Origin of the sequence: Neptunicoccus sediminis, from assembly GCF_001719615.1 — a bacterium.
Classification (GTDB): Bacteria; Pseudomonadota; Alphaproteobacteria; order Rhodobacterales; family Rhodobacteraceae; genus Amylibacter; species Amylibacter sediminis.
The window spans coordinates 110,716-129,798 of sequence record NZ_MDVX01000008.1 but is presented as its reverse complement, the minus strand read 5'-3'; the positions used below and the strand labels follow the sequence as shown (position 1 = coordinate 129,798).

The window sequence follows — 19,083 nt, the reverse complement described above, 5'->3', positions numbered from 1 at the left end:
ATGGTCAAAAAACCGCACGGCACAAGCGCAAATAATTGACCGCTTCCCTATGACTCCGCAGAAATCTTTGCTAACAAAGCCCCAGCAAGCTGATCAAGAGGTGCCTTATGGCAGACGTGAACCGAGGCAATCGCCCGCTATCCCCCCATCTATCCATCTATCGTCTAAGCATTACCATGTTCGTGTCGATCGCGAACCGGATTACAGGGGCTGGCATGGTGCTGGCGGCCTTTCTGGTTGTGTGGTGGCTTATGGCTGCGGCCTCCGGCCCTGAATATTACGATATGGCCAACGGGTTCCTGACCTCATGGTTCGGCCTGTTGATTCTTGTCGGATCGCTTTGGGCGCTGTGGTTCCACTTTCTTGGCGGGTTGCGCCATCTGGTGATGGATTTTGGTATCGGATACGATCTGAAGACCGTCAACTCTACCGGATGGGGTGTTGTGATCGGCAGCTTCGTGCTGACCGTCATCAGCCTGTTCTGTTTCATTTAAGGGGCGCGCGTTATGTCTTATAAAACTGATCTTGGCCGTGTTATCGGTCTCGGGGCTGCCAATGAGGGTGTGCATGAGTGGTTTACAGGCCGTGTGCTTTCCGTTGCACTGGTGCCGCTGACTTTGGCATTCCTCTGGATTGTCGGTCCGCTGATCGGCGCAGAGCACGCTGCGGTGGTTGCGGCCTTCCAGAACCCGTTCAAGGCGATCGTCGTGATCCTGTTCCTGCTGGTGGTGTTCAAACACCTTGCCGACGGGATAAAGGAAATCCTGCTCGACTACGTCCACGGTAAGGCGACGCTGACCATTTCCTTGGTTGCAACCCGCCTGATCTGTTACTTCTTTGGGGCCGCTGGTGCCTTTGCTGTTGCCAAAATCGCCTTTGCCGGCTGATCGGAGACCGAATTTATGTCCGCTTATGAATATGTAGACCACACTTATGATGTTGTCGTTGTCGGCGCCGGCGGCGCTGGCCTGCGTGCCACGCTTGGCATGGCCGAACAGGGGTTGAAGACCGCCTGTGTGACCAAAGTTTTTCCGACCCGTTCCCACACGGTTGCAGCGCAGGGCGGCATTGCGGCCTCGCTGGCGAATATGGGGCCGGACAACTGGCAGTGGCACCTATACGATACCGTTAAAGGGTCCGACTGGCTTGGCGATACGGATGCGATGGAATACCTCGCCCGTGAAGCCCCCAAAGCGGTCTACGAACTGGACCACTACGGCGTGCCGTTTTCCCGCACCGAAGAAGGTAAAATCTACCAGCGTCCCTTTGGTGGTCATACCACCGAATTTGGCGAAGGCCCGCCGGTGCAACGCACCTGTGCTGCGGCGGACCGTACAGGCCACGCCATTTTGCACACGCTTTATGGCCAGTCGCTGAAGAACAACGCGGAATTCTTTATCGAATATTTCGCGCTGGATCTGATCATGGCGGAAGACGGCACCTGTCAGGGTTTGCTGGCATGGAAGCTGGACGATGGTACGATCCACCGCTTTAACGCCAAGATGGTTGTTCTGGCGACGGGCGGCTATGGTCGCGCCTATTTCAGCGCCACATCGGCCCACACCTGTACAGGGGATGGCGGTGGCATGGTGGCCCGTCAGGGGCTGCCCTTGCAGGATATGGAATTCGTACAGTTCCACCCCACCGGCATTTACGGGTCGGGTTGTCTGATCACCGAAGGCGCACGGGGTGAGGGCGGTTATCTGACCAACTCCGAAGGCGAACGGTTTATGGAGCGTTATGCGCCCACCTATAAAGACCTCGCCAGTCGCGATGTTGTCTCCCGCTGTATGACAATGGAAATCCGCGAAGGGCGCGGGATTGGCAAGGACGGGGATCACATCCACCTGCACCTGAACCACCTGCCGCCCGAAGCCTTGGCCGAACGGTTGCCCGGTATTTCCGAAAGCGCGCGTATCTTTGCTGGCGTTGATCTGACGAAAGAGCCGATCCCGGTGCTGCCGACCGTACATTACAACATGGGCGGTATTCCGACCAACTATTGGGGCGAAGTGCTTGACCCGACCAGCCGCAACCACGACCGTATCTTCCCCGGCCTGATGGCTGTGGGCGAGGCGGGGTGTGCCTCGGTTCACGGGGCCAACCGTCTTGGCTCCAACAGTCTGATCGACCTTGTGGTCTTTGGCCGCGCCGCCGCCATCAGGGCGGCTGAGATTGTTGATCCCAAAGAAAGCAACCGCCCGCTGAACATGGCATCGGTTGAAAAGGCGATGGATCGTTTTGACGCCATGCGCAATGCAAACGGTTCTATCCCGACAGCAGATCTGCGTCTTGAGATGCAAAAAACCATGCAAGCAGATGCAGCCGTGTTCAGAACCGACAAGACGCTGGCCGAAGGTGTGGACAAGATGAAGGCGGTAGCGGCCAAAATGGGCGACATCAAAGTCACCGACCGTTCGCTGATCTGGAACACTGATCTGATGGAGACGCTGGAGCTGGACAATCTGATGCCAAACGCGCTGGCCACGATTGTCGGGGCCGAAGCCCGCAAGGAAAGCCGTGGCGCCCACGCCCATGAGGACTATCCTGATCGGGACGACAAGAACTGGCGCAAGCACACCCTGGCGCGGGTTTCTGGAAATGAAGTCAATTTGAGCTATCGTAACGTTCACGTTGATCCGCTTACGCCGGAAAAAGAAGGCGGCATCGACCTGAAGAAAATCGCGCCCAAAGCGCGGGTTTACTAGGAGCATATCGTGAGCAAAGGTTATCCAGTGTTGCGCAGTTTGGGGATCGGGCTTTGCCTGAGCCTGGGTGTGGCCAGCGTGGCGGAGTCCCGCCAGCGGATACCCTTAAGCGCGGCAATCGCCCAATGTGACACGCAATCCATGCGCTACAACCGCCAGATTGCGGATGGCGGGGCGAATACCCCCTCTGTCGAGAAACTGAACCGTCACTACCGGACCTGCGTTTACGCAAAGTCCGGCCAGTATCCACCGCAGCCCAAAGTTGCACCGGGTCTTCGGATTTCGGGTACGGCGCGGCTGGGTATTGTGGTGCGGAACTGACAGGATGGGTGATTGAATGGCACATGGGGTGACACAAACACTGACCGCCGGTCTGCTGCTGCTCGCGCTTGGTGCGGGGCAGGGGGCGACAGCGCGTCAGGCGCAGATGTCGCTGGAGCAAGCGGTTGAGGTTTGTACCGAGCGGGCTGTGAAATTCGGGCGCAAACCCTATGGGCTATACGGTGACGAGCCGCCGCCCTACCGTGTGCAAACCGAATACCGCGCCTGTGTCTGGGCCTATTCCAAGCAATATCCGGATGCGCCGGTGGACTACCGCGATCCTGCGCCCACAGTTTTAAGGAATCTTTTCAAATGATGCGATTTTCCGGTCTCCTTGTTCTTGTTCCGCTGGGGATGGCCTGCACTCCGGTGACGCAGGACCAGACGCCAGACGCCTCTAAGGCCGAAAAACAGGCGCAAGTTCAGGCCTATTGCACGCAGGAAGCGCAAAAATATGCCAGACGCCCGCTGGTGATTGCAGATGACACTGGCAGGATCCAGATCGGCTTGCAGGCGGTGCTTCCGGATCAGGCAGCCGTGAACGCGTATTACAAAGACTGTTACCGTGGCCAGTTCCGCAACCGGCCCGCCAAAAGCACCCCTGTGCCAGATGATATTCCCAGCCTGCCGGCCTATGGCTAGCTGACCTGATCCAAACAAGACCAATGAGATGGACTGGAACCCTTCCCAGCCAAAAGTTAAGACAACGACACGCACGCGAAGATCGAACGCGCAGTTAGGAAGACGCATAAAATGGTAGAACTCACCCTTCCCAAGAACTCCCGTATGACTGTTGGCAAAACATGGCCAAAACCGGAAGGCGCCACCAATGTGCGCGCGTTCAAGATCTATCGTTTTGATCCGGAAACCGGGGAAAACCCGCGCGTTGATACCTATTACCTTGATATGGACACCTGCGGCCCGATGATTCTGGACGCGCTGATCAAGATCAAGAACGAGATCGATCCCACCCTGACCTTCCGTCGCTCCTGTCGTGAAGGGATCTGCGGGTCTTGTGCGATGAACATCGACGGGATCAACACACTGGCCTGTATTTACGGTCTGGATGAGGTGAAGGGCGAGGTGAAAATCTATCCGCTGCCCCATATGCCTGTGATCAAAGACCTGATCCCTGATCTGACCCACTTTTACGCCCAGCACGCCAGCATCATGCCGTGGCTGGAAACCAAGACAAACCGTCCGCAAAAGGAATGGCGTCAGTCGATTGAGGACCGCAAAAAGCTCGACGGATTGTATGAATGCGTGATGTGCGCCTCCTGTTCCGCATCCTGCCCCAGCTACTGGTGGAATGGCGATAAATACCTCGGGCCGGCAGCTTTGTTGCACGCCTACCGCTGGATCGTTGACAGCCGTGACGAAGCCACGGGCGAACGTCTGGACGATCTGCACGACCCGTTCAAACTTTATCGTTGTCACACCATCATGAACTGTGCGCAGACCTGTCCGAAAGGTCTGAACCCTGCGAAAGCCATTGGCGAGATCAAGAAGCTGATGGTGGAACGCACCATGTGATGGGAAAACCATCGGTTCGCCGTGAAGAACAGGGGCAGACGCATACAGCGGCTGCCCTTTTTTAATTGCGTTTTTACGGGGTGGAACGGGGTCATTCCGGTGTCGAAAAGAAAATGCGAGCGGTGCGATAATTTATCTTGTCACGACTCGGTTTTGGCCCCATATGCGCGTTTAAGACGCCAACGCACGCGCCTCTGGCACGATGGTCTAACCGCACGGTTATGTAGCGACGGTAACGTCTCCTTTGGACATGAGCGGCCATGGATGGCCGGTTCTAGTGGAGATGCATCATGAATGCTTTTGTCGCCGACTTCGCGGTCGCTAAACCTGTAATTGCCCCTTCTGTTCACCGACAGTTGCGTCTGGAAACCTTCCTGCGCACCGCCCGGTTTGAACGCCCGACCCTTGTTCTGGACATTGATCAGGTCGAAGCCCAGTATCACGCACTGGCCGCCGGTCTTGGTGATGCGCATATTCATTATGCTGTCAAAGCAAATCCGGCTGACGCTATTCTGGCGCGGCTGGTGCAGCTTGGGTCCGGTTTTGATGCAGCTTCGCGGGCCGAGATCGAAATGTGTCTGTCCCACGGTGCAGACCCTGCGCGGATTTCCTTTGGCAACACTGTCAAGAAAGCCTCTGACATTGCGTTCGCTTATGGCGCGGGCATCAGCCTCTTTGCGGCCGATGCGGAAGAAGAGCTTGAAAAAATTGCAGAACATGCCCCCGGTGTGCAGGTTTACATCCGTCTGATCGTGGACGCATCCGAGGCCGACTGGCCCCTGTCCCGTAAATTCGGCTGCGCCCGTGACAAGGCGCTGGCGCTGCTGGGTTATGCCCGTGAACTGGGACTTGATCCGGTTGGGTTCTCTTTCCATGTCGGCTCTCAAACCCGCCGTGCGAAAATGTGGACCGCCACGCTCGACCAGATCGCAGGCATCTGGCACATGGCACAGGCGCAGGGGTTCGACCTGTCCCTGCTAAACATCGGTGGTGGTTTTCCCGCCTTCTACGGCGAGGACATCGAAGCAGCGACCCCTTATGCGGCCCGTGTGATGGAGCTGATCCGCGCCCGTTTCGGCGCGGTGCCCCGTCTGATGGCCGAACCGGGCCGTGGTCTGGTGGCGGCTGCCGGTATGATTGCTGCCGAAGTGCTGCTGGTGTCGCGTAAATCCAACAGCGACATGCACCGCTGGGTCTATCTTGATATTGGGAAATTCTCCGGTCTTGCAGAAACCATGGACGAAGCGATCCGCTACCAGTTCCTGACCGACCGGGACGGCGAGGAAACAGGCCCCTGTATTCTGGCGGGACCAAGCTGTGACAGTGCCGACGTATTGTATGAAAAACGCCCTGTGAACCTGCCGCTGGGTCTGAAATCCGGCGACCGGTTCATCATTCGCAACTGCGGCGCCTATACATCGACCTATGCCAGCATCGGCTTTAACGGATTCCCCCCGCTGGATGTTGTGGTGATCTGATCCGCCGCAACTGACGTCAGGGCGCCTTTGGTTTTTCTTTCTTCACAGACAGCTTGCTCGTAGGCTGCTGTGAAGCGGGAGGCATATTATGGGCGAAACCTATCAGACGGATGTAATCGTGATTGGCAGCGGGCTGGCCGGACTGGTGGCGGCGTCACAGGCCGCTGCGCGAGGCCGCAAGGTGTTGGTGCTGGATCAGGAGGGCGAACAGTCCCTTGGCGGGCAGGCGTTCTGGTCGCTCGGCGGATTGTTCATGGTGGATACCCCAGAACAGCGCCGGATGAAAATCCGCGACAGCCGTGAACTGGCAGAACAGGACTGGTACGGTTCTGCGCAATTCGACCGGCCCGAAGATGCCAACCCCGAAGCCTTTGCCCAAGCCTATCTGGATTTCGCAGCGGGCGAGATGCGCCCGTGGCTTTACAGCCTTGGAATGCGCTGGTTCCCTGTGGTCGGCTGGGCCGAGCGGGGTGGCGGGCAGGCGGACGGGCATGGCAATTCCGTGCCCCGCTTCCATCTGACATGGGGCACCGGACCCGGCGTTGTGGCCCCGTTCGCGCGGGCCTGTCTTGAGGCGCGGGACGCGGGACAAATCACGTTCCGGTTCCGCCACCGTGTCAGCGGCATTGATCTGAAAGGCAAGGTCCTGAACGGAGAGATACTGGAATCCACTGGTGCCGCGCGCGGGGTTTCAACCTCTCGCACGGTAGTCGGGGAGTTCACCGCCACTGCGCAGAGCATCATCATCACCAGCGGCGGGATCGGCGGCGATCACGACGCGGTGCGCCGCTACTGGCCGCAAGACCGGCTCGGCCCGCCACCGCAAAAGATGGTCGCGGGGGTGCCGGATTATGTAGACGGACAAATGCAGCGGCTGGCGCAAGAGGCTGGCGCGGGGCTGATCAACGGCGACCGGATGTGGCATTACTGTGAAGGCGTGCAGAATTGGGATCCGATCTGGCCCAATCACGGCATTCGCATCCTGCCCGGACCCTCGTCTATGTGGTTTGATGCCTTGGGGCAGCGCATGGAGGCGCCCTATCTGCCGGGGTTTGACACGCTCGGCACGTTGAAACGCATTCTATCCACAGGGCATGCGCATAGCTGGTTCATCCTGACCCAGAAGATTATTGAAAAAGAGTTTGCCCTGTCAGGGTCGGAACAGAATCCGGACTTTACCTCCGGCCGGTGGCGGGAGGTTCTGAAATCCCGTCTTGGCAAGGGCGCAACGGGCCCGGTGGAGGCATTCAAAGAGCACGGCGCGAATTTCGTGGTTCGCGATACTCTGGAAGATCTGGTCGCGGGGATGAACCGGCTGACGCCGGAGGTGCCGCTAGAACTGGATCACATCCGCCGCCAGGTTGAGGCGCGTGATCGTGAGTTGGACAATAAATTCAGCAAGGACGCGCAGATCACGGCGATCCACGGGGCGCGGGGGTATCTGGGCGATAAACTGATCCGCACGGCGCGACCGCACAAGATACTCGATCCGGTAGCGGGGCCGCTGATTGCTGTGCGACTGAACGTGCTGACGCGTAAGTCGCTGGGCGGGCTGCACACAAACCTGAAGTCGCAGGTTCTGGACGAGCAGGGGCAAGTGATAGACGGAATCTACGCCGCCGGAGAAGTCTGCGGCTTTGGCGGTGGCGGGTATCACGGGTATAACGCGCTGGAAGGTACGTTTCTGGGGGGCTGTATTTTTTCCGGAAAACTGGCCGGTGAGAATGCCTGAGTGGTTTGGTGGTCGTTTGTAAGTTTCTGAAATTAATTGGAAAACTGGGTTAACATACTGCATATATGAAGCTTCTTAAATGAAGCTTCTCTAAACAAGCTTCTTATATGAAGCTTCATATTTATAGGGTGATCCGGATAGGACCGGCGCGTATCAAACGTGACTCTGGCCACCGCAACGGCAAGCCGGATGCCCGGCCACAAGTCGGTTGTTTTAAGATTTCAGGTGAAAATCCGGCCCGGTTTCGGGTCCACATAACGGCGCAAGCGGTCCGCAGCGTTGCGGGCAAATTTCAGCACCATCTTCTTGCGCCGCGCCGCCGCCAGTTTGGTCTCGGGGGCAGGGCGGATGATCTCGGCATCATAGGCGTCCGCAATGATCAGGCCGGTATTTTCGGGCAGCAGTTCCGTCGGAAAATCCGGTGGCACCGCCCAAAAAAACCGGTCGCACCATTCAAGATAGCCTTGCCATTTGCTATCGGCCATGAAATCGGCGCGGCCCGATTTACACTCGATCACCCAAAGCTCGGATTTTGGTCCCAAGGCCATCAGATCGACCCGCAGACCGCTGGTTGGGACGAACTCCTCAATGCAGAGAAAATCATGCTGGCGCAGGTGGCGGGCAGTGCCGCGGGCGATCAGTTGACCGGCCTGAAGAGGGGGGAGCGATTCCATTGCGTCAGTATGAACAATACGTGAACATCTCGTCAAGAGCGCACGAATTTACAGGCTGCGGGTTTATTTTTCGCCAGCCCTTGTCCCGCCCCACCATAAGGCCTAGATTGTGTGGAGGCGGGTTCTGCCCTTCTCGTGCTGAAGATCTATTCCAGTGGCCGATAAGTTTCTTGAGGGAGCTGGCTCTGTGACTGACCCTGGTCTATCGCACCCGGTGCCCACCTGTTTTGTACAGGCTCTCGGGAATACCCATACTTCCACGGTTGTGCCGCCCTGCGGTTCAGTGGGCCCGCCGCTTTTCCCGCACCGGTTTTCGCTTTTGGCGCAGATTTTCGCCTTCGGCGAGGATATTTGTGGAAAATGGAAGCGAGGTGTTCGATGGATATTTCACAGGTAAAGGCAGAGGCACGCAAAGTGGCTTTTGCGGCAAGGGCCAAGGTGCATAACACCGGGCTGGACAGCGCGGCGAATGAGAAGCTTCTGGAAGAAATCGCGCGGTATCCCGATGCGGAAATTGTCTCGGCTTATATGGCGATGCGCACTGAAATTGATCCAACCCCTGCGATGGTAAAACTGCACGAGCAGGGCAAACGGCTCTGCGTGCCCCTGATCGAAGCCCAAGGCCAGCCGCTGTCTTTCGTGGAATGGACCCCTGACACCGAAATGATCGAAGGTACTTTCGGGGCGATGGTTCCGGCAAAGGGCGCGCGCTTGCAGCCCGATCTTGTGATCTCGCCCTTGCTGACCTTTGATTCCCGAGGCTACCGTTTAGGATACGGCGGCGGTTTTTATGATCGCACGTTTGAGGCACTGCGCGCTGAAAAACCCGTGGTCGGTATCGGTTTTGCCTATAGCGCCCAGCACGTCAGCGAAGTGCCGGTGGAGCCGACCGATTACCGGCTGGATGCGATTGTGACAGAGTCCGAGATTCTGCGTTTTTAATTGCACTTAGGGCGCACTGGCAGTATCGCATAGCCTTATGAAACTACTTTTTTTAGGTGATGTTATGGGCCGCGCGGGACGCCGGGCCATACTGGAGCGTCTGTCCGGTTTGCGGGCGGAGTGGAAGCTGGATTTCGTTGTTGTAAACGGCGAAAATGCGACCAGTGGGGCCGGATTGAATGCCGCCCATGCCCGTGCGCTGCTGGAGGCTGGTGCGGATTGTCTGACCCTTGGCGATCATGCGTTTGACCAAAAGGACATGCTGTCCTTTATCGAACAGGAACCCCGCATCCTGCGTCCCCTGAACTATGCAACCCAAGCCCCCGGCAAGGGTGCCCGTCTGTTCACGGCACAAAACGGACGCAAGGTTTTTGTGGCGCAGGCGCTGGGGCAGGTGTTTATGAAAAAGCCCTTTGCCGATCCGTTTTCCGCCCTCGATCAAGCGCTGAAGGCCGCGCCGCGGGGCGGGATGGCTGATGCGGTGATTGTGGATTTCCATGCCGAAGCGACCTCTGAAAAAATGGGCATGGGGCACTGGCTTGATGGACGCGCGTCTCTTGTGGTGGGAACCCATACCCATGTGCCCACGTCCGATACGATGATCCTGCCAAAAGGCACTGCCTTCCAATCCGATGCGGGCATGTGCGGTGACTATCATTCCGTGATCGGAATGGAGAAAACCGAACCCCTGCGCCGCTTTGTGACCGGGATGGTCAAGGAACGGTTCACCCCCGCCAATGACGAAGCGACCCTGTCCGGAGTTTACGTGGAAACCGACGACCGCACCGGTGCGGCGACCAGAGTTTGTCAGATCCGTGTCGGTGGAACCCTGTCCCAATCCGTGCCGGTCTGATGCGCGGCGGTTATCAGCGCCGCAAAGATCGGGCTTGAGCAGACCGCCCCCTTCGGCCACACTGCCTCGCAGCAGTTAAAAGGCGTAGCACATGCTAGAAGAATACATCCCGCAAGCCTGGCACGCATGGCTTTCGATGGGGGTTGTCGTAGTGATGTTTATCCTCTTCGTGCGGGAAACCTATCCCACCGAAGTGGTTGCCATTGGCGGCGTAGCCTTTTTGTTGCTGACCGGCGTTCTACCCTATGCCACAGCGCTTGATGTTTTCTCAAACCCCGCGCCGTGGACCATCGCCGCGATGTTTATTCTGTCCGGTGCGCTGGTGCGGACCGGCGCGCTTTACAGCTTGTCCAACTGGGTGACGACAGTCGGGGCGACACGGCCGAAAACCGTCTTGGCCGGACTCGGCGGTTTCACCGTGCTGGCAAGTGCGTTTATGAACAATACGCCGGTGGTTGTGGTGCTGATTCCCGTGGCGCTGCAAATGGCGCGGATGATGCAGGTGAAAGCCTCCAAGCTGTTAATACCCCTTAGCTATATGGCGATCTTTGGCGGGATGTTGACGCTGATTGGCACCTCGACAAACCTACTTGTGGACGGTGTGGCACGGGCCAACGGGCTGGCGCCGTTCTCCTTGTTTGAAGTCACACCGATGGCCATCATCCTTGCGATTTACGGCGCGACTTACCTGCGGATCATGGCCCCCCGTCTCCTGCCAGAACGTGACACAATGGCAGAAATGCTGCGCGACAAATCCAACATGAAGTTCATCACCGAAGTGGTCGTCCCCGAAGACAGCGCCATCATCGGGGAAAACCCTTTGCAGGTTGATGCGTTCAAGCGGGACGGCGGTCGGGTGATCGACGTGCTGCGCAACGACAATACCCTGCGCTTCCAGTTTCCCGATGTCACGCTAGAGGCAGGCGACCGCGTGGTGCTGCGCACGCGCATCACAGAGCTTTTGGGACTGAAGGAAAACAAGGAAGTGATCCTTGCGGATAAAGTGTCCCACCGCGAAACCACCACCGTAGAGGCGCTGATCACACCGGGGTGCCGGATGATCGGGCGGCGATTATCTGCACTGAACCTGCGGCGTCGCTTCGGGGTTTATCCCATGGCGGTGCACCGGCGGAACCAGAACCTTGGCCGTGAGGTGGGAAATATCGTGGTCGAAGTCGGGGATACCATCCTGCTGGAAGGTGCGCCCAACGACATACAGCGGCTTGCACAAGAGATGGAACTGGTAGACCTCGCCATGCCAGAAGCGCGGCCTTTCCGCCGCGCCTACGCCCCGATTGTGGTGCTGATGCTGGCCGGAGTTGTGATCCTCTCGGCCCTTGGGGTTGCGCCGATCTTTGCGCTGTCTCTTGTGGCAGTTGCCGTTGTGCTGATGCTGCGCTGCATTGATGCGGATGAGGCTTTCAGCTCTATTGACGGGCGCTTGCTGGCGCTGATCTTTGCCATGCTCGGCATCGGCTCTGCGCTGCAGGAATCTGGCGCTGTGGCAATGTTGGCGAACGGGGTAGCGCCGCTGCTACACGGGCTGCCACCATTCTTTGTAATTTGGGCGATTTACCTGCTTACCTCGGTATTAACCGAACTGGTCAGCAATAATGCGGTGGCGGTGGTGGTGACGCCCATTGCCATCGCGCTGGCTGCTGCGCTCGGGATTGATCCGCGCCCGCTGGTGATTGCAGTCATGGTCGCGGCAAGCGCGTCTTTTGCCACGCCCATCGGCTATCAGACCAACACGCTGGTCTATGGTCCGGGGGGCTATGCCTTTACTGATTTTCTTAAGATCGGTGTGCCGCTGAACATCACCGTTGGCTTGCTCGCCAGCGCATTGATCCCGCTATTCTGGGAGCTGTAGGGGCTAAAACCTCAAAGCGGCCAGAAGAACAGGATTGCAGGGATGCTGACGGCAACAATCAGGATTTCCAGCGGCAGCCCCGTGCGCCAGTAATCCCCGAAACGGTATCCCCCCGGCCCGAGGATCAGCGTGTTGTTTTTATGCCCGATCGGGGTCAAAAACGCGCAGGAGGCCGCCACCGCCACGGCCATCAGAAACGGATCGGGACTGACCCCGAGGCTCTGGGCCATCTTGATCCCTACGGGTGCTGCAACGATGGTTGTAGCCGTGTTGTTCAGCACATCCGAAAGTGTCATCGTCACCACCATAAGAACTGTCAGGATCACCCAGGCGGGCATGCCTTCGGTCAGTCCGATCAGGGAATTGGCAATCAGTTCCGTGCCACCCGAGGATTCCAATGCAACCCCCAGCGGGATCATAGAGCCGAGCAGCACCACCACGGGCCATTCGATATGGGTGTAAACCTCGCTGATGGGCACGATCCGCGTCAGCGTAAACAGGGCCACCACCACACCAAGCGCAACCGGCAGATAGACCAGCCCGAAGGAAGCCGCCACCACCGCGGCGCCGAATATCCCGATGGCAAGCCACGTCTTTTCGTCCTGCGTCACCTGAAGGCCACGTTCCACCAGCGGCAGGCAGCCCAGCCAGTCCACCACATGGTTGTGAGTCTCTTTCGGGGTCAGTAGCAACAGGATGTCACCGGGCTGGATGAGGGTGCGGCGCACCTGACTGCGGATCGGCTTGCCGTTGCGCGAAATCCCCATCAAAATGGTGTTCTGCCGCCAGTTCAAGCCGATCGACAAAGACGACTTTCCCGCGATCCGGCTGTGTTCGGTAACAACAACCTCACTTAGCGCCAGCCCGTCACCGGCGGCTTTGACCTTCTCCTGCCGGCGTTCCTGATCAAAATCCAGCTTCACCGCACTGCGAAATTCATCCAGCGCTTCGGGTCGCGCCTCCAGCACCAGCGCATCGCCAGCCAGCAGTTTGCGATAGCGGGCATTGCCATAAAGGCGCCGCCCCTCGCGGATCACACCGATGATGGCGATGTCTGCTTTTTCGGCCTCTTCGGACAGATCAAACGGGGTTTTGCCGATCAGGTCGCTTTCGGCAGGCACTGTCAGTTCTGCAATGTAATTGGCATTGTCGAGCAGTTTTTCCACGGGGGAGTCCACCTCCACCTGCGGGATCAACCGCCAGCCGATGGTTGACACAAACAGCAAGCCGCTGATGGCCGCAACCAGTCCGACAGGGGCGAAATCGAACATGCGAAAGGCTTGGCCAAGGGAATCCTCGCGGATGGTAGCGATAATGATGTTTGGCGGCGTGCCGATCATTGTCACCATGCCCCCCAGAATGGTTGCAAAGGACAGGGGCATCAGGGACAGACCCGCCGCCCGTTTGGCCTTTTTCGCTGTTTGCAGATCGACCGGCATCAGCAGGGCAAGGGCTGCAACATTGTTCATAAATGCGGACAGCACTGCGCCGACGCTACCCATAATCGCAATATGCGCGCCAAGTTCGCGGGATTTGTCTACAAGTGACCGTGTGATCAACCCCACCGCGCCGGAATTCACCAGCCCTGCTGACACGATCAGCACCAGCGCCACCACCAGTGTCGCCGGATGGCCAAAGCCGGAAAACGCCTCATTCGCGGGAACCACACCGATCAGGACCCCTACCAGCAAGGCACCAAACGCCACGAGGTCATAGCGGTAACGCCCCCAAAGGAGCAGGGCAAAGACACAAGCAAAGATGACAAACAGCAGGATCTGATCAGTGGTCATACCCAAGACTTAGTCCCCGATCGCCCGCCGGTCATCCTCTAACGCTCCATTTTCCCCAAATATCCCCGCGCGGAGCGCAATCCTGTCACTTCAGCAAAAGCACCGGCAATGCAGACAGCACCAGCAGCAAGGCCATGACAATATTGAACGCCCGCAACCAGCGGGGGCGGTTCAGGATACGGCGGATCTGCTGGCCCATAACGGTCCATGTGCTGACACAGGGCAGATTGATAACCCCGAACACCAGCCCCACCAGCACGATGGACCAGACAGTACGTTCCGGCGCATAGGCGGTGATCGCGGTCAGCGCCATGGACCATGCCTTAGGATTGACCCATTGGAACAGCGCAGCTTGCAGGAATGTCATCGGAATGTCGCCGGACTCTCCGGCACTTGGCGGCGCGGCATTAGCGATTTTCCACGCCAGCCACGTCAGATACGCAATACTAAAAATTTGCAGCAGCGTGTAAGACAGTGGAAACAGGTCAAACAGCCCGATCAGCCCCAACCCGACCAAAAGGATCATCACGGTAAATCCGATACCAATCCCCAACATATGCGGAATGGAGCGGGTGAACCCGAAATTTGCCCCCGAAGCCATCAGCATCAGGTTGTTCGGCCCCGGTGTGATCGAGGAAACAAAAGCAAATCCGGCCAGAGCGGGAAGAAGTGTATAGTCCATAGACCGCTTTATTGCCGGAATGGGCGGTAAGGGAAACAGGCTTTTGCGCAATTGCCCCCCAAGGCGAGGCCCTGTGCAGCGCACACGTCCCCCCGAGGCGCTTGCCCCCTTGCGGTCAAGCATTTATAGACAGCGCTAAGGAACATTCTACGCCGGAGGAAAAATGGCAGGCCATTCTAAATGGGCAAACATCCAGCACCGCAAGGGACGTCAGGACGCTGTGCGCTCCAAGCTGTTTTCAAAGCTGGCAAAAGAGATCACCGTTGCCGCCAAGATGGGCGATCCCGATCCCGAGAAAAACCCGCGTCTGCGGTTGGCCGTAAAAGAGGCCAAAGGCAAATCCGTTCCAAAGGACGTGATTGAACGGGCCATCAACAAGGCGTCGGCGCAGGACGGCGAGAATTACGAGGAAATCCGCTATGAGGGCTATGGCCCCGCTGGTGTCGCCGTAATTGTCGAAGCCATGACCGACAACAAGAACCGCACAGCCTCTACCGTGCGCTCTACCTTCACAAAATCCGGCGGCAATCTGGCCGAGACCGGCGCTGTGTCTTTTATGTTCGAGCGTAAGGGACTTGTGGCCTATCCTGCGTCTGTTGGCGATGCGGACACTGTGTTCGAAGCCGCAATCGAAGCGGGTGCCGAAGACGTGGAAAGCACAGAAGACGGGCACGAAATCTACTGCGAGTTCACCGATCTGAACGAAGTCAGTAACGCACTTGAAGAAACGCTCGGGGAATCCGAGTCTTCCAAACTGATCTGGAAGCCGACCACCACGACGGAACTGGACCTTGAAGGCGCAGAGAAACTGATGCGTCTGATTGCGGCTCTGGAAGATGACGACGATGTGCAAACGGTCACAGCAAACTTTGAAATTTCCGACGAGATCATGGAGCAGCTTTAAGCGATTTTGAGTATTTTTCGGAACATTGAAACGGGGCCGCGGGGAAACCTGCGGCCCCTTTTTTGAGCCAAGGCGGGATTTTGACTGATTCTCCGGCTAAGAAAATTACGGGTTCGGGTGATTATCTTTTCATAAGTTTTAACGATCGCAGAAAACGGGGGACGTTGCGTCAGCCGCGCTACTTTGTGCTTTAGTCCGCAAAAAGCCTGAAATTTGTGCAGGAAATAAACCGATTCATGCAATTTTCGGGCAGATTGCCGCATGTACTCGGGTTCGAATCCTGTTATCCAAACTCGGTGATGTATAAATGTGCGCCGGTTTTGCCCGTTCGGGGCGGAGGCCCGGTCGCAACGCTTGAACAAAGGAGGTTTGTCATGCGCATCGGAACTCCCAAAGAGATTTTCGAAAACGAAGCCAGAGTGGCAATGACGCCGGACTCTGCACGCCAGTTGCAAAAGCTTGGCTATGAATGTGTCATCGAAACAGGGGCGGGCGAAAAGGCTCGTTTCTCGGACGAGGACTATAAGGCTGCCGGTGTAGAAGTGGTGAAAACCGCAGCGGCCCTGTATAAAACGGCTGATATTGTCGCCAAGGTCCGCCCCCCCGAAGAAATCGAGATTAAACGTCTGCGCAAAGGCCAGACGCTGATTTCCTTCTTCTATCCGGGGCAAAACACGGCCCTGATGGAGGCGGCCAACAAGAAAGGCGCCCATGTCATTGCAATGGACATGGTGCCGCGTATTTCACGGGCGCAAAAGATGGATGCCCTGTCCTCTATGGCCAATATCGCGGGCTACCGCGCGGTGATGGAAGCGGGCAACAACTTTGGCCGTTTCTTTACCGGACAGGTGACTGCTGCGGGTAAGGTCCCGCCGGCTAAGGTTCTGGTTGTGGGCGCCGGTGTGGCCGGTCTGGCGGCGATTGGTGCAGCGACATCCCTTGGCGCACAGGTCTACGCCTTTGACGTACGCCCCGAAGTGGCTGAACAGATTGAATCCATGGGTGCCGAGTTTGTGTACCTGGAGTTTGAGGAAGACGCCAAGGACGGTGCCGAGACAGGCGGTTATGCGGCCCCCTCCAGCCCCGAGTTCCGCGAGGCCCAGCTTGCCAAATTCCGCGAACTGGCACCGGAGATGGATATTGTCATCACTACCGCGCTTATTCCGGGTCGTGATGCGCCCAAGCTGTGGACGGCCGATATGGTGGCGCTGCAAAAGGCCGGTTCCGTTGTGGTCGACCTTGCGGCAGAGCGGGGCGGCAACTGTGACCTGACAGTTCCTGACGAGAAAATCGTATCGGAAAATGGTGTCACAATCGTTGGTTACACCGATTTCCCGTCGCGAATGGCGGCGCAATCCTCGACCCTATATGCGACCAACATTCGCCATATGATGACCGACCTCACGCCGGAAAAGGACGGTGTGGTCAATCACAATATGGAAGACGATGTGATCCGCGGGGCAACCGCGACCTTTGAAGGAGAGATTACCTTCCCGCCGCCACCGCCCAAGGTGAAGGCGATTGCGGCGCAGAAACCCAAAGCAGAGGTCAAGGAACCGACGGCGGAAGAGAAAAAGGCTGCAGAGGCCGCTGCGTTCCGCACAGAGACCCGCAACCAGGTCACATTGTTGGCCGTTGGCGGGGCACTGATCCTCGGGGTTGGTCTGGTCGCGCCTGCCAGCTTTATGCAGCACTTTATCGTGTTCGTACTGGCAGTCTTTGTCGGCTTTCAGGTCATCTGGGGCGTGGCGCACAGCCTGCACACCCCGCTTATGGCGGTGACGAATGCGATTTCGTCCATCATCATTCTGGGGGCTTTGATGCAGATCGGATCGGGGAGTTTCCTTGTGATCCTGCTGGCGGCACTCTCGGTCTTTATGGCCGGAATTAACATCTTTGGCGGCTTCATGGTGACACGGCGGATGCTCGCCATGTTCCAGAAATCGTAATCGGAGGAAGGTACTATGGAATTCGGATTTACCACCGCCGCTTACGTTGTTGCGGCTGTTCTTTTCATTCTGTCACTGGGCGGATTGTCCGGTCAGGAAAGCGCGAAACGCGCTGTCTGGTATGGTATTGCCGGCATGGCGCTGGCGGTTTTTGCAACCCTTGTCGGTCCCGGTTCGGGGCTGTGGCTGCTGTCGCTGGTGCTGATCGCCGGTGGCGGTGTGATTGGCTGGCAACTGGCCAATCGTGTGCAAATGACGCAAATGCCCGAGCTGGTTGCCGCGATGCACTCTCTTGTGGGTCTGGCCGCGGTTTTTGTCGGCTTTAACGCCCATATCGAGCTGGGCAATGTGTTGCTGCTTGATGAAAACGCGCGCAAGAGCCTTGAGGGGTTTGCAGCCCTTCTCGCCAAAAAAGATGCGCTGGAGATTTCCATCCTGCGGGTTGAGCTGTTCCTTGGCATCTTTATCGGTGCTGTGACCTTCACAGGTTCGGTTATTGCCTATGGCAAGCTGGCGGGTCGTGTGGGCAGTGCGGCGACGAAACTGCCGGGCGGTCATATGCTGAACGCAGGCGCGGCGGTTCTGTCGCTGATCTGTCTGGTCTGGTACTTTAACACCGGCGGATTTCTTCCGCTGGCGATCATGACACTGGCGGCGCTGTTTATCGGTTATCACCTGATTATGGGCATCGGCGGCGCGGATATGCCTGTGGTTGTGTCCATGCTGAACAGCTATTCCGGTTGGGCGGCGGCTGCGATCGGTTTCAGCCTTGGCAACGATCTGCTGATCGTGGTCGGTGCGCTGGTGGGTTCTTCCGGTGCGATCCTGTCCTACATCATGTGTAAGGCGATGAACCGCTCTTTCATCAGCGTGATCCTCGGGGGCTTTGGCGGTCCTGCCGGTGAACAAATGGCTGTCGAGGGCGAACAAATCGCAACCGATGCAGCAACTGTTGCGGCGCAACTGGATGACGCGGACTCTGTGATCATCGTGCCGGGCTACGGTATGGCGGTGGCGCAGGCCCAACAAGCGGTGTCCGAGCTGACCAACCGCCTGCGGGCCAAGGGCAAGAACGTGCGTTTCGGTATTCACCCTGTTGCAGGGCGTCTGCCGGGCCACATGAACGTGCTGCTGGCCGAGGCCAAAGTGCCCTATGACATCGTGCTGGAGATGGACGAGATCAACGACGATTTCCCCGAAACGGATGTGGTTATGATCATCGGCTCCAACGACATCGTGAACCCTGCGGCGCAAGAAGATCCGAACTCTCCCATCGCGGGGATGCCGGTTCTGGAGGTCTGGAAAGCCAAGAATGTAATCGTGTCAAAACGGGGGCAGGGGACTGGTTACTCCGGCATCGAAAACCCGCTGTTCTTCAAAGAGAATACGCGCATGCTTTACGGTGATGCCAAGGATAGTGTGAACCAGCTTCTGGCGAATATTTCCTGATCCGGTGGCGGGTGAACGCCCGCCCCATCACAATTCAAAACGCCTGTGGATTGCGATCTACAGGCGTTTTTTTTGTGGGGTAGGGGTACTGGGGCAGGCGTGCTACTGCTCGGGGAAGATGTCGTCCCATGTGGTTTCCAGCACGGCGATGACAAGCCATGCGACCATGCCGCCGATCGCCATTCCAATCAGAAAATT

The 19,083-nt window shown here is 57.7% G+C and carries 18 protein-coding genes; 15 read left to right on the top strand and 3 right to left on the bottom strand.

What is annotated here, in order from left to right; all coding sequences use genetic code 11:
* Positions 1-107: 107 nt before the first annotated feature.
* From sdhC to BFV97_RS09465, 9 genes are all read left to right on the top strand, one after another.
* Positions 108-494 carry a succinate dehydrogenase, cytochrome b556 subunit gene (gene sdhC / locus BFV97_RS09505; protein ID WP_069300125.1) on the top strand — a complete coding sequence of 129 codons (387 nt, stop codon included), beginning with the start codon at positions 108-110 and terminating at the stop codon, positions 492-494.
* Between the two features lie 12 nt (positions 495-506).
* On the top strand, positions 507-887 hold the full coding sequence (sdhD, locus tag BFV97_RS09500; RefSeq protein WP_069300124.1) for a succinate dehydrogenase, hydrophobic membrane anchor protein: 381 nt from the start codon (positions 507-509) through the stop codon (positions 885-887).
* 15 nt (positions 888-902) lie between these two features.
* Positions 903-2,708 (top strand): succinate dehydrogenase flavoprotein subunit, encoded by a 1,806-nt coding sequence (gene sdhA, locus BFV97_RS09495; RefSeq protein WP_069300123.1) that lies wholly within the window; start codon positions 903-905, stop codon positions 2,706-2,708.
* Positions 2,709-2,717: 9 nt separating this feature from the next.
* Positions 2,718-3,029: a hypothetical protein gene (locus BFV97_RS09490; protein WP_157888305.1), complete on the top strand. Its 312-nt coding sequence runs from the start codon at positions 2,718-2,720 to the stop codon at positions 3,027-3,029.
* 16 nt (positions 3,030-3,045) lie between these two features.
* Positions 3,046-3,345: a hypothetical protein gene (locus BFV97_RS09485; protein WP_069300121.1), complete on the top strand. Its 300-nt coding sequence runs from the start codon at positions 3,046-3,048 to the stop codon at positions 3,343-3,345.
* Positions 3,342-3,671, top strand: coding sequence for a hypothetical protein (locus BFV97_RS09480; protein ID WP_069300120.1), 330 nt, complete (start codon positions 3,342-3,344; stop codon positions 3,669-3,671). Before BFV97_RS09485 ends, BFV97_RS09480 begins: the two co-directional genes overlap by 4 nt.
* Positions 3,672-3,782: 111 nt before the next feature.
* Positions 3,783-4,562 (top strand): succinate dehydrogenase iron-sulfur subunit, encoded by a 780-nt coding sequence (locus tag BFV97_RS09475; RefSeq protein WP_069300119.1) that lies wholly within the window; start codon positions 3,783-3,785, stop codon positions 4,560-4,562.
* Between the two features lie 290 nt (positions 4,563-4,852).
* Positions 4,853-6,040, top strand: coding sequence for a type III PLP-dependent enzyme (locus tag BFV97_RS09470; RefSeq protein WP_069300118.1), 1,188 nt, complete (start codon positions 4,853-4,855; stop codon positions 6,038-6,040).
* Positions 6,041-6,128: 88 nt separating this feature from the next.
* Entirely contained in the window at positions 6,129-7,772 is a 1,644-nt protein-coding gene (locus tag BFV97_RS09465) for an FAD-binding dehydrogenase (protein ID WP_069300117.1), read from the top strand.
* 221 nt (positions 7,773-7,993) lie between these two features.
* Here BFV97_RS09465 and BFV97_RS09460 read toward each other — a convergent pair whose 3' ends face one another.
* Positions 7,994-8,446 carry an MmcB family DNA repair protein gene (locus BFV97_RS09460; RefSeq protein ID WP_069300116.1) on the bottom strand — a complete coding sequence of 151 codons (453 nt, stop codon included), beginning with the start codon at positions 8,444-8,446 and terminating at the stop codon, positions 7,994-7,996.
* 378 nt (positions 8,447-8,824) lie between these two features.
* Between BFV97_RS09460 and BFV97_RS09455 the strand changes: the two genes are divergently transcribed.
* The 3 genes from BFV97_RS09455 to BFV97_RS09445 all read left to right on the top strand — a co-directional run bounded on the left by BFV97_RS09455 (position 8,825) and on the right by BFV97_RS09445 (position 12,111).
* Positions 8,825-9,388 carry a 5-formyltetrahydrofolate cyclo-ligase gene (locus BFV97_RS09455; protein ID WP_069300115.1) on the top strand — a complete coding sequence of 188 codons (564 nt, stop codon included), beginning with the start codon at positions 8,825-8,827 and terminating at the stop codon, positions 9,386-9,388.
* Between the two features lie 37 nt (positions 9,389-9,425).
* Positions 9,426-10,241 (top strand): TIGR00282 family metallophosphoesterase, encoded by an 816-nt coding sequence (locus BFV97_RS09450; RefSeq protein WP_069300114.1) that lies wholly within the window; start codon positions 9,426-9,428, stop codon positions 10,239-10,241.
* A gap of 91 nt (positions 10,242-10,332) precedes the next feature.
* Entirely contained in the window at positions 10,333-12,111 is a 1,779-nt protein-coding gene (locus tag BFV97_RS09445) for an SLC13 family permease (RefSeq protein WP_069300113.1), read from the top strand.
* 11 nt (positions 12,112-12,122) lie between these two features.
* On the opposite strand, the gene BFV97_RS09440 is transcribed toward BFV97_RS09445, so the two are convergent.
* Together BFV97_RS09440 and BFV97_RS09435 are read right to left on the bottom strand one after the other, a co-directional pair.
* Positions 12,123-13,901, bottom strand: a complete 1,779-nt coding sequence (locus BFV97_RS09440; protein WP_069300112.1) for an SLC13 family permease — start codon at positions 13,899-13,901, stop codon at positions 12,123-12,125.
* 85 nt (positions 13,902-13,986) lie between these two features.
* Entirely contained in the window at positions 13,987-14,583 is a 597-nt protein-coding gene (locus tag BFV97_RS09435; RefSeq protein ID WP_069300111.1) for a LysE family translocator, read from the bottom strand.
* Positions 14,584-14,746: 163 nt separating this feature from the next.
* Between BFV97_RS09435 and BFV97_RS09430 the strand changes: the two genes are divergently transcribed.
* From BFV97_RS09430 to BFV97_RS09420, 3 genes are all read left to right on the top strand, one after another.
* The gene (locus BFV97_RS09430) at positions 14,747-15,487 is read left to right on the top strand and encodes a YebC/PmpR family DNA-binding transcriptional regulator (protein ID WP_069300110.1); all 741 of its coding nucleotides are present in this window, start codon (positions 14,747-14,749) and stop codon (positions 15,485-15,487) included.
* 374 nt (positions 15,488-15,861) lie between these two features.
* Positions 15,862-17,436 (top strand): Re/Si-specific NAD(P)(+) transhydrogenase subunit alpha, encoded by a 1,575-nt coding sequence (locus tag BFV97_RS09425; RefSeq protein ID WP_069300109.1) that lies wholly within the window; start codon positions 15,862-15,864, stop codon positions 17,434-17,436.
* Between the two features lie 15 nt (positions 17,437-17,451).
* Positions 17,452-18,885, top strand: coding sequence for an NAD(P)(+) transhydrogenase (Re/Si-specific) subunit beta (locus tag BFV97_RS09420; protein WP_069300108.1), 1,434 nt, complete (start codon positions 17,452-17,454; stop codon positions 18,883-18,885).
* The last annotated feature ends 198 nt before the right edge of the window (positions 18,886-19,083 follow it).

Excerpts from the sequence above, each read along its gene's own strand:
- BFV97_RS09435 (WP_069300111.1), bottom strand. The coding sequence starts at position 14,583 with ATGGACTATACACTTCTTCCCGCTCTGGCCGGATTTGCTTTTGTTTCC.
- sdhA (WP_069300123.1), top strand. The coding sequence starts at position 903 with ATGTCCGCTTATGAATATGTAGACCACACTTATGATGTTGTCGTTGTC.
- BFV97_RS09455 (WP_069300115.1), top strand. The coding sequence starts at position 8,825 with ATGGATATTTCACAGGTAAAGGCAGAGGCACGCAAAGTGGCTTTTGCG.
- BFV97_RS09430 (WP_069300110.1), top strand. The coding sequence starts at position 14,747 with ATGGCAGGCCATTCTAAATGGGCAAACATCCAGCACCGCAAGGGACGT.
- sdhC (WP_069300125.1), top strand. The coding sequence starts at position 108 with ATGGCAGACGTGAACCGAGGCAATCGCCCGCTATCCCCCCATCTATCC.
- BFV97_RS09425 (WP_069300109.1), top strand. The coding sequence starts at position 15,862 with ATGCGCATCGGAACTCCCAAAGAGATTTTCGAAAACGAAGCCAGAGTG.
- BFV97_RS09475 (WP_069300119.1), top strand. The coding sequence starts at position 3,783 with ATGGTAGAACTCACCCTTCCCAAGAACTCCCGTATGACTGTTGGCAAA.
- BFV97_RS09485 (WP_069300121.1), top strand. The coding sequence starts at position 3,046 with ATGGCACATGGGGTGACACAAACACTGACCGCCGGTCTGCTGCTGCTC.
- BFV97_RS09445 (WP_069300113.1), top strand. The coding sequence starts at position 10,333 with ATGCTAGAAGAATACATCCCGCAAGCCTGGCACGCATGGCTTTCGATG.
- BFV97_RS09470 (WP_069300118.1), top strand. The coding sequence starts at position 4,853 with ATGAATGCTTTTGTCGCCGACTTCGCGGTCGCTAAACCTGTAATTGCC.
- BFV97_RS09440 (WP_069300112.1), bottom strand. The coding sequence starts at position 13,901 with ATGACCACTGATCAGATCCTGCTGTTTGTCATCTTTGCTTGTGTCTTT.
- BFV97_RS09450 (WP_069300114.1), top strand. The coding sequence starts at position 9,426 with ATGAAACTACTTTTTTTAGGTGATGTTATGGGCCGCGCGGGACGCCGG.
- BFV97_RS09465 (WP_069300117.1), top strand. The coding sequence starts at position 6,129 with ATGGGCGAAACCTATCAGACGGATGTAATCGTGATTGGCAGCGGGCTG.
- BFV97_RS09420 (WP_069300108.1), top strand. The coding sequence starts at position 17,452 with ATGGAATTCGGATTTACCACCGCCGCTTACGTTGTTGCGGCTGTTCTT.
- sdhD (WP_069300124.1), top strand. The coding sequence starts at position 507 with ATGTCTTATAAAACTGATCTTGGCCGTGTTATCGGTCTCGGGGCTGCC.
- BFV97_RS09460 (WP_069300116.1), bottom strand. The coding sequence starts at position 8,446 with ATGGAATCGCTCCCCCCTCTTCAGGCCGGTCAACTGATCGCCCGCGGC.
- BFV97_RS09480 (WP_069300120.1), top strand. The coding sequence starts at position 3,342 with ATGATGCGATTTTCCGGTCTCCTTGTTCTTGTTCCGCTGGGGATGGCC.